At 55.4% G+C, this 13,659-nt stretch carries 16 protein-coding genes; 4 read left to right on the top strand and 12 right to left on the bottom strand.

Going from position 1 to position 13,659, the window contains the following annotated elements; genetic code table 11:
• Positions 1–38: 38 nt before the first annotated feature.
• The 5 genes from thiL to nrdR form a co-directional block, all read right to left on the bottom strand.
• Positions 39–1,010 (bottom strand): thiamine-phosphate kinase, encoded by a 972-nt coding sequence (gene thiL, locus AA74_RS0114075; protein ID WP_021241664.1) that lies wholly within the window; start codon positions 1,008–1,010, stop codon positions 39–41.
• Between the two features lie 77 nt (positions 1,011–1,087).
• On the bottom strand, positions 1,088–1,507 hold the full coding sequence (gene nusB, locus AA74_RS0114070; protein WP_006809908.1) for a transcription antitermination factor NusB: 420 nt from the start codon (positions 1,505–1,507) through the stop codon (positions 1,088–1,090).
• Between the two features lie 21 nt (positions 1,508–1,528).
• Positions 1,529–1,999, bottom strand: a complete 471-nt coding sequence (gene ribE, locus AA74_RS0114065; protein WP_003859098.1) for a 6,7-dimethyl-8-ribityllumazine synthase — start codon at positions 1,997–1,999, stop codon at positions 1,529–1,531.
• An 87-nt stretch (positions 2,000–2,086) separates the two neighbouring features.
• Positions 2,087–3,190, bottom strand: coding sequence for a bifunctional diaminohydroxyphosphoribosylaminopyrimidine deaminase/5-amino-6-(5-phosphoribosylamino)uracil reductase RibD (gene ribD, locus AA74_RS0114060; RefSeq protein ID WP_023326783.1), 1,104 nt, complete (start codon positions 3,188–3,190; stop codon positions 2,087–2,089).
• A gap of 4 nt (positions 3,191–3,194) precedes the next feature.
• Positions 3,195–3,644 carry a transcriptional regulator NrdR gene (nrdR, locus tag AA74_RS0114055; RefSeq protein WP_008503337.1) on the bottom strand — a complete coding sequence of 150 codons (450 nt, stop codon included), beginning with the start codon at positions 3,642–3,644 and terminating at the stop codon, positions 3,195–3,197.
• A gap of 152 nt (positions 3,645–3,796) precedes the next feature.
• On the opposite strand from nrdR, the gene AA74_RS0114050 reads away from it, so the two are divergent.
• Together AA74_RS0114050 and AA74_RS0114045 are read left to right on the top strand one after the other, a co-directional pair.
• A complete protein-coding gene (locus AA74_RS0114050) occupies positions 3,797–4,336 on the top strand; it encodes a DUF3251 domain-containing protein (protein WP_008503338.1) in 540 nt (179 codons plus the stop codon).
• Between the two features lie 269 nt (positions 4,337–4,605).
• A complete protein-coding gene (locus tag AA74_RS0114045) occupies positions 4,606–5,484 on the top strand; it encodes a nucleoside-specific channel-forming protein Tsx (protein WP_025912622.1) in 879 nt (292 codons plus the stop codon).
• An 88-nt stretch (positions 5,485–5,572) separates the two neighbouring features.
• Here AA74_RS0114045 and AA74_RS0114040 read toward each other — a convergent pair whose 3' ends face one another.
• From AA74_RS0114040 to queA, 7 genes are all read right to left on the bottom strand, one after another.
• Positions 5,573–6,253 (bottom strand): YafY family protein, encoded by a 681-nt coding sequence (locus AA74_RS0114040; protein WP_023616119.1) that lies wholly within the window; start codon positions 6,251–6,253, stop codon positions 5,573–5,575.
• 14 nt (positions 6,254–6,267) lie between these two features.
• Positions 6,268–6,633: a VOC family protein gene (locus AA74_RS0114035; RefSeq protein ID WP_008503341.1), complete on the bottom strand. Its 366-nt coding sequence runs from the start codon at positions 6,631–6,633 to the stop codon at positions 6,268–6,270.
• 141 nt (positions 6,634–6,774) lie between these two features.
• Entirely contained in the window at positions 6,775–7,746 is a 972-nt protein-coding gene (gene secF / locus AA74_RS0114030; protein ID WP_008503342.1) for a protein translocase subunit SecF, read from the bottom strand.
• Positions 7,747–7,756: 10 nt separating this feature from the next.
• The gene (gene secD / locus AA74_RS0114025) at positions 7,757–9,604 is read right to left on the bottom strand and encodes a protein translocase subunit SecD (protein ID WP_071998367.1); all 1,848 of its coding nucleotides are present in this window, start codon (positions 9,602–9,604) and stop codon (positions 7,757–7,759) included.
• Positions 9,605–9,631: 27 nt separating this feature from the next.
• Positions 9,632–9,964: a preprotein translocase subunit YajC gene (gene yajC / locus AA74_RS0114020; RefSeq protein WP_000007630.1), complete on the bottom strand. Its 333-nt coding sequence runs from the start codon at positions 9,962–9,964 to the stop codon at positions 9,632–9,634.
• A 22-nt stretch (positions 9,965–9,986) separates the two neighbouring features.
• A complete protein-coding gene (gene tgt, locus AA74_RS0114015; protein ID WP_003859110.1) occupies positions 9,987–11,114 on the bottom strand; it encodes a tRNA guanosine(34) transglycosylase Tgt in 1,128 nt (375 codons plus the stop codon).
• A 53-nt stretch (positions 11,115–11,167) separates the two neighbouring features.
• Positions 11,168–12,238: a tRNA preQ1(34) S-adenosylmethionine ribosyltransferase-isomerase QueA gene (gene queA, locus AA74_RS0114010; RefSeq protein WP_025912620.1), complete on the bottom strand. Its 1,071-nt coding sequence runs from the start codon at positions 12,236–12,238 to the stop codon at positions 11,168–11,170.
• A gap of 92 nt (positions 12,239–12,330) precedes the next feature.
• On the opposite strand from queA, the gene acpH reads away from it, so the two are divergent.
• Both acpH and AA74_RS0114000 read left to right on the top strand, forming a co-directional pair.
• Positions 12,331–12,912 carry an ACP phosphodiesterase gene (gene acpH, locus AA74_RS0114005; RefSeq protein ID WP_023293170.1) on the top strand — a complete coding sequence of 194 codons (582 nt, stop codon included), beginning with the start codon at positions 12,331–12,333 and terminating at the stop codon, positions 12,910–12,912.
• Between the two features lie 127 nt (positions 12,913–13,039).
• Complete coding sequence (locus AA74_RS0114000; RefSeq protein ID WP_008503347.1) at positions 13,040–13,642, top strand: peroxiredoxin; 603 nt, start codon at positions 13,040–13,042, stop codon at positions 13,640–13,642.
• The last annotated feature ends 17 nt before the right edge of the window (positions 13,643–13,659 follow it).

The following is a 13,659-nucleotide window of genomic DNA, read 5'->3' as shown; positions in this document are numbered from 1 at the left end:
AGGCGGAGCCGCCACCCGGCATTACAGAGCGTACAAACTCACGCGAAGTGATCGTACCCTTTCCAGTCCAGCGTAACCGGCGCACCGTCTTTCACAAACTTCAGCCCTTCACTCTCCGGCATGATCTGCCCGATACAGGTGAATTTCGCGCCAAGATGCGCTAACGCCACGTCGAGCGTTCCACGGTTCAGCTCCGGAACGGTAAAGCACAGTTCATAATCTTCACCACCGGACAGCGCCCAGCGCAGTGCCTGCTCAGGTTCGACATGACGAAGCAGTTCCTCTGACAGCGGGAACAGATCCAGGTCAACGCGCGCGCCGACACCGCTGGCCTTCAGGATATGGCCAAGATCTGAGATCAGCCCGTCAGAGAGATCGATAGCCGAGCTTGCGCGCTCGCGCAGCGCCTGACCGTGCAGAATACGCGGCGTCGGGCGCAGATGGCGTTTCACCAGATACGCCGCATCGTCAGCGTTCTTCACGGTTAAGCGATCCTGAAGAATCGCCAGGCCCGCGGCGCTGTCGCCCGGTGTACCGGTCACGTAGATCCAGTCGCCGGGTTTTGCACCCGAACGCTTCAGCGCGCGACCAAGCGGTACATAGCCATGGATCGCCAGCGTCATCGACAGCGGCCCGGCAGTGGTATCACCGCCAATCAGCTGCATATCGTAGTAGTTAAGCTGCTCAAACAGCGCATCGCTGAATGCTTCAAGCCAGGCTTCGTCTACCTCAGGCAGCGTCAGCGCCAGGGTTAACCACGCGGGATCGGCCCCCATCGCCGCCAGATCGCTGACGTTAACCGCCAGCGCCTTATACGCCAGATCGGCAGGATCGATATCCGGTAAAAAATGACGTCCGCACACTAAGGTGTCGGTGCTGATTGCCAGCGTCTGTTTTTCGGGAATATTGAGAAGTGCACAGTCATCGCCGATGCCGGTTTCAACATCAAGACGAGAGGTTCTGACACGGTCGAAATAACGGGCAATCAGGGAAAATTCGCCGCATGCCATACGTTATGCCTCAGCAAATAAAAGAAAAAACCGGAGCCGCACTGCCCGTCAGGCAATGCAAAACTCCGGTTTGCGGATCACTTTTTGTGGGGACGGATCGCAGGTGCTGCTTTATCAAGTACGCCGTTTACAAACTTGTGGCTGTCTTCAGCGCCGAAGGTTTTCGCCAGTTCGATCGCTTCGTTGATGGCCACTTTGTACGGCACATCATCACGTTTAGACAGCTCAAACAGCGCAATGCGCAACACTGCTTTTTCTACCTGACCCAGCTCTTCGAGCAGACGGGACAGGTAAGGTTTCATCAGACCATCGAGATACGCGCTATTAGTCGCCACTCCCGACAGCAGTTCACGGAAGTACAGAACGTCAACGTCTTTCACGTCCTGTTCTGACAGGAACTGGTATTCAACATCAGCGATGTCGTTCTGGGACAACTGCCAGGAGTAAAGTGCCTGGACGGCACATTCACGGGCGCGGCGACGAGCAGCAGGTTTCACGGAATTCCCCTTACAAAAAAATCAGGCCTTGATGGCTTTCAATACATTGATCATTTCAAGCGCGGTCAGTGCAGCTTCTGCACCTTTGTTACCGGCTTTGGTGCCAGCACGTTCGATGGCTTGTTCAATACTTTCGGTGGTCAGCACGCCGAACGCGACAGGAATTTCAGCATCCTGCGCAACGTGTGCCAGACCGTTGCTTGCACCGCCCGCAACGTATTCGAAGTGCGCAGTGCCGCCACGAATAACGGTACCCAGCGCAATCACCGCGTCATATTTACCGGTTTTCGCCAGCGCGCCCGCCGCCAGTGGCAGTTCGTAAGCGCCTGGAACCCAAACAACGGTAATGTTGTCATCTTTAACCTGGCCGATACGTTTCAGGGCGTCAACCGCACCTTCCAGCAGGCTATCGTTGATGAAGTTGTTGAAACGCGCAATGGTGATGGCGACGCGAGCGTCCGGGGTAGCTACAGCAGCTTCAATAATGTTCATACTCTTCCTTTACGGGTTCATTTGGCCCCGCAGGGGGGCGGATTTTATCATAATACTTTGCGCACTGCTTCCCTATTTCGGGAGCAATTACGCTGTCGTTAAGTGGAGGCAGACATCCGGACCCACCGGACGAATCTCGCTAAATTTGAGTTGTGGTGCATCGGCCAGTTTTTCAAGGCCGGGCAGCACAAACAGGCCGCGCGCGTCACTGCCCAACAGTTTAGGCGCAACGTAGACGAGAAGCTCATCCACCAGCCCCGCCTGAAGCAGCGCGCCGGCAAGCGTCGGGCCCGCTTCGACCCAGATGCTGTTCACCTGCTGCTTGCCGAGCAGCATCATCAGCACCACCAGATCCAGATGCCCGTTATGCTCCGGCACTATGATGCTGCGTACGCCTTCCGGCCATGCGCGCGTATCTTCTTTGGTGCGCGCAATCCAGGTTTCCCCTGGCTGCTGGACGATGCGGTGCTCCGGCGTCACGCGGTTCTGGCTATCAATGACAATACGCAGCGGCTGACGCAGGTTCTCCTGCGGATACAGAGCCTGGGTATCGGCATTCAGCTCGTCCCAGCGCACGGTCATGGCCGGATCGTCAGCCAGAACGGTTTCACTGCTGGTGAGAATAGCATGGCTTTGCGCACGCAGACGTTGCACATCGCGCCTTGCCTGCGGCGACGTGATCCACTGGCTCTCGCCGTTTGCCATCGCCGTACGACCGTCCAGCGAGGCACCCAGCTTAAGCTGGATATACGGGAACCCGGTACGCATGCGCTTCAGGAAACCTTTGTTGAGCGCTTCCGCGTCCTGCATCATCAGGCCATGGCTGACGTCAATGCCTTCCTGCTGCAGACGATACAGACCTCGTCCCGCCACCTGCGGATTCGGGTCCTGCATCGATGCAACCACGCGCGACACCCCCGCGGCAATCAGCGCGTCGCAGCACGGTGGCGTACGCCCGTGATGGCTGCAGGGCTCCAGCGTAACGTAGGCCGTCGCACCGCGCGCCTTCTCGCCGGCCATGCGCAGGGCATGAACCTCAGCATGCGGCTCGCCTGCACGATAGTGAAAGCCCTCCCCCACGATCTCGCCATCTTTAACGATAACGCACCCGACGTTCGGGTTGGGATGGGTCGTAAAACGACCGCGCTGCGCCAGCTTCATGGCTCGCGCCATGTACATCTCATCGTGCATGAGCTTAATCCTGTAAGCGGGCGATCTCTTCGCCAAACTCTTTGATATCTTCGAAGCTGCGGTAGACCGAGGCGAAGCGGATATAGGCGACCTTATCGAGCTTTTTCAGCTGCTCCATCACCAGGTTGCCAATCATCTTGCTGGGCACTTCACGCTCACCCAAACCACGAAGGTAAGATTTTATGTGGTTTAACGCCATCTCCACGTCGTCCGCGCTGACGGGACGCTTTTCAAGGGCCTTCAGCATTCCGCTGCGCAGTTTCTCTTCGTTAAACGGCTCACGTACGTCGTTACTTTTAACCACGCGCGGCATGACCAGCTCTGCCACCTCAAAGGTCGTGAAACGCTCGTTACACACCAGACACTGCCGACGACGGCGCACTGAAGACCCTTCGCCCACAAGGCGAGAGTCGATGACTTTGGTATCCACAGCGGAGCAGAATGGGCAATGCATACGGTATCCCTGTTATCTGGTTAACTGATTTTCATTTTACCCTGAACTGGCCTGACAACAAAGGAAGAGCTTTTTGAGAAAAAGGATCTATGTCTGACACAATGATGCTGGCTACCATTAGGACGATCCGTTATTTCAAGGAAATAAACGCAATGACAAGACGTTACCTGAAAATATTGCTGGTGGGGAGCCTCTTCACCCTTAGCGCCTGTGCACAGCAAACCGAAGTCCGTCAGATGAAACAGAGCGTCAATACGCTCAATACGGCGATGGACAAGCTAAACAAAGAAACTGTGAAGATCACCCAGCAAAACGCGCTGAACGCGAAATCTACCAGCGGGGTGTACCTGCTGCCGGGGGCGAATACGCCTGCCCTGCTGAACAGCCAGATTGGCACGCTAAAAATGTCTCTGGTGAATGTGGCGGCGAATGCCGATGGTACTCGTGCAACATTACGCATCAAGGGAGAGTCCAACGATCCGCTTCCGGCCTTCAGCGGCACCGTCGAGTGGGGCCAGATCCAGGGCACCACGGAGAACTACCAGGAGGTGAACGTGAAGAATCAGCTCTTCACCGCCCCGGCCAGTGTTTTAGCACCCAGTGATGTGGATATTCCGCTTCAGTTAAGCGGCCTTACGCCGGAACAGTTAGGCTTTATCCGCATTCACGACATTCAACCCGCCGCGCAGTAATCCTCTTTTTTTAGCGGAGTGAAATGTCACTCCGCTAACATTTACATTTCGTATGGATTGGCAACATAAATGATTGCCGCTACAATCCCGGCCGTTTAAAGTACGCAAACGTGAACGCAATCGATTACGCGTATGAGAGATATGTGAAACAACACATATTTTTGTGAGCAGGGATTCCTATAATAGGCACCGCAGAAACACGAAATATTTAGAAACGCAATTCGCGCATTTTTCACTCCCGGAAGGGAATTTCAATCAGTGGCATGATTATGAAAAAAACATTACTCGCAGCTGGCGCCGTGCTGGCACTGTCCTCTTCTTTCACTGTTAACGCAGCGGAAAACGACAAACCACAATACCTCTCCGACTGGTGGCACCAGAGCGTTAACGTGGTCGGCAGCTACCACACGCGTTTCGGACCTCAGATTCGTAACGATACCTACCTGGAATATGAAGCGTTCGCCAAGAAAGACTGGTTTGATTTCTACGGCTACATGGATGCACCGGTCTTCTTCGGTGGTAACTCTCAGGCTAAAGGTATCTGGAACCACGGCTCCCCTCTGTTCATGGAAATCGAACCACGCTTCTCCATCGACAAGCTGACCGGCACCGATCTGAGCTTCGGCCCGTTCAAAGAGTGGTACTTCGCGAACAACTACATTTACGACATGGGCCGCAACGAGTCCGGTCGTCAGAGCACCTGGTATATGGGTCTGGGTACGGACATCGACACCGGCCTGCCAATGAGCCTGTCTCTGAACGTCTATGCCAAATATCAGTGGCAGAACTATGGCGCTGAAAACCAGAACGAATGGGATGGCTATCGTTTCAAAGTGAAATACTTTGTGCCAATCACCCAGCTGTGGGGCGGTAATCTGAGCTATATCGGCTTCACCAACTTCGACTGGGGTTCAGATCTGGGCGATAAGAGCGGTTACGCAGAGAACGGTATTAAGCAGCGTACCAATGACTCCATCGCCTCCAGCCACATCCTGGCGCTGAACTACGATCACTGGCATTACTCTGTTGTGGCACGTTACTGGCACAACGGCGGCCAGTGGAACGACGACGCTAAACTGGTATGGATGAACGAACACGTCCGTTCTACCGGTTGGGGTGGTTACCTGGTTGTAGGTTACAACTTCTAATCAGTGCGGGTTTCGCCCGGTGGCGCTACGCTTACCGGGCCTACGACCCAAATGTAGGCCGGGTAAGGCGTAGCCGCCACCCGGCTTTTTACTGCCTCACCTTGCGCAAAAAATCCGCCAAAGACCTGTCCGCACTTTCGCTAAACCGCCTTTCCGTAGCCACAATATTGAGGCATCTGTCGAGCCGGAAACAGCGATAGTCATCGCGCCGTTCACACCACGCCGCCAGCAGCCAGCGCTCTCCCCAGAAGAACAGCCCCAGCGGCTGAACCTCACGATTAGACAGCTGTCCTGCTTCATCACGGTAATGCAGTGCCAGCACCTGCTGGGCGGAAATTGCCTGATGAATCCTGTCAAAATCGCTGCGGGAGTGGCTTTGCATGCAAAAATCCGGGGCGTAGATCCGCGTCTGCTCCGCCTTTCGACGACTCTCCTCGGGCAGAATCGCCAGCACCTTTTCCTGAGCCGACTCCAGCTCGCGCGACAGCGATTCCCCGCCCCAGGTTTTGAGCAGGCGAATCGCGACGATCAGCGCCTCGGACTCCTTATTTGTCAGCATCAGCGGCGGCAGGTCAAAGCCCGACATGAGCCGATATCCGCTCCCCGCCTCACCTTCCACCGGCACGCCGGAAAGCGACAGGTCGCGGATATCGCGGTAGACCGTGCGCTCGGACACGCCAAGCCGGTCCGCCAGATGCGCTGCCGTTGTCAGACGCCTGCCCCGCAGGATCTGCACAATCTGAAACAAACGGTCAGCGCGTCGGGTCATCTCTTAGTTCGCTCTCAGGCAGGTTGATGGAGGCCGACGCGGTTACCCTCGCTGTCGGTAAACAAGGCGATAGTGCCAATGCCATGCGGCAGTTCCAGCGGGCCAAACACGCACTCACCGCCCGCAGAGGCGATGCGATCGAGCGTTGCCGCCAGATTGTCAGTATGCAGGTAAATAATAGCGCCCTGCAAAGACGGTGTAACGCCGTCAAATTTTGCCAGTGCGCCTCCGGTGGCGGGATCCTCATGCGGAAAAACGGCCAGCTCCGCACAGTCCATTTTCTCGCGACGCAGTGCAAGCTGCATCACCGGCTCATAAAATTTAATCGCGCGATCCATATCCGAGACCGGAATTTCAAACCAGTTAATGACGCTTTTCATACATCCTCCTGCCTGTTGTTTGGGTTCAGAAGGAGTCTACGACAGGGCTCCTGACAGCATACTGTCAGGAGTGTTTGTCTGGAGCAGATAAAAAAAATCCCGGTCAACAGACCGGGATTTTGATACGCAGTAAACGTCGCCTTACGGCAGAATGGACGGCTGATCCGCCCCTTCTTTTTCGACTTTCTGCTGGAGCAGGTGCTCGCGCTTCATGCCGAGTTTCAGTGCCAGGGCGGACGCAACGTAGATAGACGACGCCGTACCGATGGTGACACCAATCAACATGGTCAAGGAGAAGCCTTCCAGAACCGGACCACCGAACAGGAACAGCATCAGGATCACCATCAGGGTGGTACCGGAGGTGATCAAGGTACGGTGTAGCGTCTGGGTCAACGACACGTTAAAGATTTCGTACGGCGTACCGCGACGGATCTTACGGAAGTTTTCACGGATACGGTCAGATACCACGATACTGTCGTTCAGTGAGTAACCGATGACGGACATCAGGGATGCCACAATCGTCAGGTCAATCTCAATGTGGAACAGCGACAGTATGCCCATGGTGATCACCACGTCGTGCGCCAGAGCGATAACCACACCGGCCGCCAGTCGCCACTCAAAGCGGAAACCGACGTACACCAGGATGGAGATCAGCGCCACCAGCAGCGCCATCGCACCGGTCTGCGCCAGGTCAGCACCCACGCTTGGGCCGACGAACTCAATACGCTTAACCGCCGCGTTCTGGCTGGTTGTTTCGTTAATCACGCTAACAACCTTACTGCCCAGCTCCTGGCTGCCGTTAGCATCGTGCACCGGCGGCATACGCACCATGATGTCGCGGCTGCTGCCGAAGTTCTGCAGCAGCGGCTCTTCAAAGCCCGCTTTCTGCAGCGATTCGCGCATCTGGTCCATATCGACCGGTTTTTCCAGGGAGATTTCAATTACCGTACCACCGGTAAAATCGAGCCCCCAGTTAAAGCCTTTCACGCCCATAATGACGATGGACAGAATCAGCAGGAAACCTGAAATGCCGAAGGCCCAGTAGTCCCAGCGCATAAAGTCCCAGACTTTACGGCCGTGGTTCAATTGTTCAACAGTATATTCCTGTGCCACAACGCACTCCTCAGATAGACAGCTTTTTGACGCGCTTGCCGCCGTACAGCAGGTTCACGATGGCACGGGTGCCGACAATAGCGGTAAACATTGACGTTGCGACACCGATACCGGTTGTAATCGCAAAGCCTTTGATCGCGCCAGTACCCACTGCATACAGGATAAGAACCTTAATCAGTGTTGTTACGTTCGCATCGAAGATAGAGCTGAACGCGCCTTTATAACCTTCATCAATCGCCTGCTGAACAGAGCGACCGTTGCTCAACTCTTCTTTGATACGTTCGTTAATCAGTACGTTGGCGTCGACCGCCACCGCAAGGGTCAGAACGATACCCGCAATCCCCGGCATGGTCAGCGTCGCTCCCGGCAGCAGGGACATGATGCCGATAATCAGCACCAGGTTCGCGATCAGCGCGGAGGTCGCAATCAGACCAAACTTCTTATAGAAGAAGATCATGAACAGGATAGAGACCACCAGACCGGCCAGACACGCTTCCAGGCCCTGCTGGATGTTTTGCATACCCAGAGTAGGGCCAATGGTACGTTCTTCAACAATCTGAATTGGCGCTATCAGCGCACCGGCACGCAGCAGCAGGGAGAGCTGACGCGCTTCGTTCGGGTTGTTAATACCGGTAATACGGAAGCTGTTACCCAGACGAGACTGGATATTGGCGATGTTAATCACCTCTTCCTCTTTCACCAGCATAGCACGGCCGTTTGCATCTTTCTTACCGCTGTCTTTGTACTCCACGAACAGGGTCGCCATCGGTTTACCGATGTTGTCCTTGGTGAAGTTAGACATGATGTTACCACCCGCGCTATCCAGCGAGATGTTAACCTGCGGCTGGTTGTATTCATCCTGGCTCGACGTGGAGTCGGTGATGTGGTCACCGGTCAGAATCACACGTTTGTACAGCACAACCGGCTGACCTTCGCGGGTCTGTTTCACTTCGGAGTCACCCGGAATACGGCCAGAAGCGGCAGCAGACTGGTCAACGTTGGTATTCACCAGACGGAATTCCAGCGTTGCGGTCGCACCGAGAATCTCTTTCGCACGCGCGGTGTCCTGGATACCCGGCAGTTCAACCACGATACGGTCAGCACCCTGACGCTGTACCAGCGGCTCGGCCACGCCCAGTTGGTTTACACGGTTACGCAGAATGTTGATGTTCTGCTGAACGGCATATTCACGCGCTTCTTTCAGGCGCGCATCGGTCATCACCGCGCGCAGCTGGTTGCTGCCCTGCGAGGAGATCACCAGGTCACGATGACGTTGGGTCAGGTAATCTACAGCCTGATCGCGCGCCGCGCTGTCGCGGAACGTGATGCTCATGCCGTAGTTATCTTCTTTACGCACGGTGGTGTAAGCGATGCCTTTATCACGCAGATCGCTGCGCAGGCTGTCGATATTCTGTTCCTGCAGCTTGCCGAGCGCGGTATCCATATCCACTTCCATCAGGAAGTGAACGCCACCACGCAGGTCAAGACCGAGTTTCATTGGCTCTGCATTCATCGCAGCCAGCCAACGCGGGGTTGCAGGGGCAAGGTTAAGCGCCACGACGTATTTATCACCCAGCACGCCCATCAGCGCTTCACGTGCGCGGAGCTGCGTGTCGGTGGTGTCGAAGCGAGCAAGAATTGCGCCCTCTTCCAGTGCCACAGACTTAGCGGTAATTTTTTCTTCTTGTAACGTTTTCTGGACCTGGATCAGCGTTTGCTCACTGGCGGCGACACCGCGCGCGCCAGTGATTTGAACAGCCGGATCCTCACCATACAGGTTGGGAAGCGCGTACAGCAGGCCGACGATAATCACGACGACCAGCATGATGTACTTCCACAAAGGATAACGGTTTAACACGGCAGTTCCCTTTGGGAAAAGTTGGGATTACAGCGCCTTCATGGTGCCTTTCGGCAGAACGGCAGCTACGAAGTCACGTTTGATGACCACTTCAGTGGTGTCGTTCAGGGCGATTGCAATGTAGCCACTTTCAGCCACTTTGGTTACGCGACCGACCAGACCACCGTTGGTCAGCACTTCATCGCCTTTCGCGATGGAGTCCATCAGCTTTTTGTGCTCTTTGGTGCGCTTCTGCTGTGGGCGCAGGATCATGAAATAGAAGATCAGACCGAACACAACCAGCATCAGAATCAGAGACATTGGGCTGCCCTGCGCTGGAGCGCCTGTTGCTGCTACCGCATCAGAAATAAAAAAGCTCATTCAAATTCCCTCATTATTAAAATTAATCAACGTTCAACGGTGGAACATCCCGCCCCTGACGTTGGTAGAAATCGGTCACGAAGCTCTCTAATTTACCCTCTTCGATAGCCTTACGTAAACCAGCCATTAAGCGCTGATAATAACGAAGATTATGAATGGTATTGAGACGCGCGCCCAAAATCTCGTTGCAACGATCGAGATGATGCAGGTACGCGCGAGAATAATTGCGACATGTATAGCAATCGCACTCGGAATCGAGCGGGCTGGTGTCACTCTTATGCTTCGCGTTACGGATTTTCACCACGCCATCGGTAACGAACAGATGGCCGTTACGCGCGTTGCGGGTTGGCATGACGCAGTCGAACATATCAATGCCGCGGCGTACGCCTTCAACCAGATCTTCCGGTTTGCCCACGCCCATCAGGTATCGTGGTTTATCCGCCGGGATTTGCGGGCAGACGTGCTCCAGAATGCGGTGCATGTCTTCCTTCGGCTCACCCACAGCCAAACCGCCGACAGCGTAGCCATCAAAACCTATCTCTACCAGACCTTTAACAGAGATATCGCGTAAATCTTCGTAAACGCTGCCCTGGATAATGCCGAACAGCGCATTTTTGTTCTGCAGGGAGTCAAAACGGTCACGGCTACGCTTCGCCCAGCGCAGAGACATCTCCATGGAACGCTTGGCGTAGTCCCAGTCGGCCGGATACGGCGTGCATTCGTCGAAGATCATCACGATGTCAGAACCGAGATCGTACTGAATCTCCATTGATTTTTCGGGATCGAGGAAAATCGGATCGCCGTTGATCGGGTTACGGAAGTGAACGCCCTGCTCGGTGATCTTGCGGATATCGCCCAGGCTGAAGACCTGGAAACCGCCGGAGTCGGTCAGGATAGGGCCTTTCCACTGCATGAAGTCGTGCAGGTCGCCGTGGAGCTTCATGATCTCCTGACCCGGACGCAGCCACAGGTGGAAGGTATTGCCGAGGATAATCTGCGCGCCCGTGGCTTCAACTTCTTCCGGCGTCATCCCTTTTACGGTGCCGTAAGTGCCCACAGGCATAAACGCGGGGGTTTCCACCACGCCGCGATCAAACACCAGGCGACCGCGGCGCGCGCGACCGTCGGTGGTATCGAGTTCAAATTTCATTTTTTCTCCGACGTCAGAAAAACAGTCCAACGTTGTAAAACGGTGCCGCGGACTTATTCCCCGACACGCTCATTCAAAGCCTGCGGATTGTACGTGATAAACATCGCGTCCCCGTAGCTAAAAAAGCGATATTTTTGTTCTATCGCAGACTTGTAGGCATTCATCGTATGCTGATACCCCGCGAACGCGGAGACCAGCATAATCAGCGTCGATTCAGGCAGATGGAAGTTGGTCACCAGCGCGTCAATCACTTTGTACTGGTAACCCGGGTAGATAAAGATCTGCGTATCGCCAAAGAACGGCTCAATCAACTCGCTTTTCGCGGCCTGCGCGGCGCTCTCCAGCGAGCGCACCGACGTCGTACCGACCGCCACGACGCGGCTACCGCGCGCTTTCGCCGCCAGCACCGCGTCCACGACATCCTGCGGCACTTCAGCATACTCAGAGTGCATGATGTGGTCTTCAATGCTGTCCACGCGCACCGGCTGGAAGGTTCCCGCCCCGACGTGCAGCGTTACAAACGCCATCTCAATGCCTTTCGCGCGCAGTTTTTCCAGCAGCGGTTCATCAAAGTGCAGGCCTGCCGTCGGGGCCGCGACCGCGCCAGGCTTCTGGCTGTAGACGGTCTGGTACAGCTCGCGGTCAGCCTCTTCGTCCGGACGCTCAATGTACGGCGGCAGCGGCATGTGGCCGATGGCGTTCAGAATATCGAGCACCGTGCGCTCGTCGTTGAACTCCACCTCGAACAGCGCGTCGTGGCGCGCGGTCATGGTCGCCTTGATGCTCTCGTCATCGCCCAGCAGCAGCTCCGCGCCCGGCTTTGGCGCTTTGGATGCGCGAATATGTGCCAGAATACGTTTATCATCGAGCATACGTTCGACCAGCACTTCAATCTTGCCGCCGCTGGCCTTACGGCCGAACAGGCGCGCCGGGATCACGCGGGTATTGTTAAAGACCAGCAGATCGCCAGGGTTGAGCTTGTCGAGCAAATCGGTGAAAGTACCGTGCGTCAGCTCGCCCGTTGGCCCATCCAGTGACAGCAAACGACAGCTGCTGCGCTCAGGCATGGGATAGTGAGCAATCAGGGATTCAGGTAGTTCAAAGGAGAAATCGGCGACGCGCATGACGTATACTCGTGACTTAAAAACAGGCGGCATAGTCTAGTGCTCACACCCTTTTGCTGCAACAACTAGCCGCCCCCGGACAAATAAAACGCATGAATTTTCTCGCTCACCTGCATCTCGCTCACCTCGCTGACAGCTCCCTGTCCGGCAATTTGCTGGCCGATTTCGTACGCGGCAACCCCGCGGAAGCGTACGCCCCTGAGGTTGTCGACGGGATTTTTATGCACCGCCGCATCGACGTGCTGACGGATAAGCTGCCGGAAGTGACGGAAGCCAAAGCGTGGTTTCGGCCGGAAACGCGACGCGTCGCACCGATCACGCTTGATGTGATGTGGGACCATTTCCTGTCGCGCCACTGGGCACAGCTCTCGCCGGAGCTTCCCCTGCCGGAATTTGTGCGTTATGCCCATCAGCAGGTGTCGATCATTCTGCCCGACTCGCCGCCGCGCTTTGTGAATCTGAATAACTACCTGTGGTCAGAGCGCTGGCTGGAGCGCTATCGCGAGATGGATTTCATTCAGAACGTGTTGAATGGGATGGCGAGCCGTCGCCCGCGCCTGGATGCGCTGCGGGATTCCTGGTATGACCTGGATGAACATTACGATGCGCTGGAGACCCGCTTCTGGCGGTTTTACCCGCGCATGATGGCGCAGGCGAAAAACAAACAGCTCTGACAGAATTCGTATTGATAGGTAAAAGCTGGCGGAACGATTGTCACCACCTCTTTGTCTTATCCATGAACACTCTCTATACTGGCTCGCGTTGCGTTCCAAATAACCTTAGTATCTACAGGAGAATCATATGGTTCTGGTAACTCGTCCGGCTCCGGATTTTACAGCTGCAGCAGTTCTGGGCAACGGTGAAATCGTTGAAAACTTCAACTTCAAACAGCACACCAACGGTAAAGCGACCGTTCTGTTCTTCTGGCCAATGGACTTCACTTTCGTTTGCCCGTCTGAGCTGATCGCGTTCGACAAACGTTATGAAGAATTCCAGAAGCGTGGCGTAGAAGTGGTTGGCGTCTCCTTCGACTCTGAGTTTGTACACAACGCATGGCGTAACACCCCTGTCGACAAAGGCGGCATCGGTGCGGTGAAATACGCAATGGTTGCGGACATCAAACGCGAAATCCAGCAGGCTTACGGTATCGAACATCCGGACGCTGGCGTTGCGCTGCGCGGTTCCTTCCTGATCGACGCGAACGGCATCGTTCGTCACCAGGTTGTGAACGATCTGCCGCTGGGTCGTAACATCGACGAAATGCTGCGCATGGTTGACGCGCTGCAGTTCCACGAAGAGCACGGCGAAGTGTGCCCGGCTCAGTGGGAAAAAGGTAAAGAAGGTATGGCTGCTTCCCCAGACGGCGTAGCTAAATACCTGTCTGAGAACGTATCCAGCCTGTAATCGGCACGGTTTACGAG

Origin of the sequence: Enterobacter sp. 5-4 (assembly GCF_000612205.1) — a bacterium.
GTDB classification, from domain to species: Bacteria; Pseudomonadota; Gammaproteobacteria; order Enterobacterales; family Enterobacteriaceae; genus Enterobacter; species Enterobacter roggenkampii.
Note: the sequence above shows the minus strand (reverse complement) of the source record. Positions and strands in the feature narration are given on the sequence as shown.

Excerpts from the sequence above, each read along its gene's own strand:
- ribE (WP_003859098.1), bottom strand. The coding sequence starts at position 1,999 with ATGAACATTATTGAAGCTGCTGTAGCTACCCCGGACGCTCGCGTCGCC.
- AA74_RS0114050 (WP_008503338.1), top strand. The coding sequence starts at position 3,797 with ATGACAAGACGTTACCTGAAAATATTGCTGGTGGGGAGCCTCTTCACC.
- AA74_RS0114040 (WP_023616119.1), bottom strand. The coding sequence starts at position 6,253 with ATGACCCGACGCGCTGACCGTTTGTTTCAGATTGTGCAGATCCTGCGG.
- acpH (WP_023293170.1), top strand. The coding sequence starts at position 12,331 with ATGAATTTTCTCGCTCACCTGCATCTCGCTCACCTCGCTGACAGCTCC.
- nrdR (WP_008503337.1), bottom strand. The coding sequence starts at position 3,644 with ATGCATTGCCCATTCTGCTCCGCTGTGGATACCAAAGTCATCGACTCT.
- AA74_RS0114045 (WP_025912622.1), top strand. The coding sequence starts at position 4,606 with ATGAAAAAAACATTACTCGCAGCTGGCGCCGTGCTGGCACTGTCCTCT.
- ribD (WP_023326783.1), bottom strand. The coding sequence starts at position 3,190 with ATGCACGATGAGATGTACATGGCGCGAGCCATGAAGCTGGCGCAGCGC.
- yajC (WP_000007630.1), bottom strand. The coding sequence starts at position 9,964 with ATGAGCTTTTTTATTTCTGATGCGGTAGCAGCAACAGGCGCTCCAGCG.
- tgt (WP_003859110.1), bottom strand. The coding sequence starts at position 11,114 with ATGAAATTTGAACTCGATACCACCGACGGTCGCGCGCGCCGCGGTCGC.
- AA74_RS0114000 (WP_008503347.1), top strand. The coding sequence starts at position 13,040 with ATGGTTCTGGTAACTCGTCCGGCTCCGGATTTTACAGCTGCAGCAGTT.
- thiL (WP_021241664.1), bottom strand. The coding sequence starts at position 1,010 with ATGGCATGCGGCGAATTTTCCCTGATTGCCCGTTATTTCGACCGTGTC.
- AA74_RS0114035 (WP_008503341.1), bottom strand. The coding sequence starts at position 6,633 with ATGAAAAGCGTCATTAACTGGTTTGAAATTCCGGTCTCGGATATGGAT.
- queA (WP_025912620.1), bottom strand. The coding sequence starts at position 12,238 with ATGCGCGTCGCCGATTTCTCCTTTGAACTACCTGAATCCCTGATTGCT.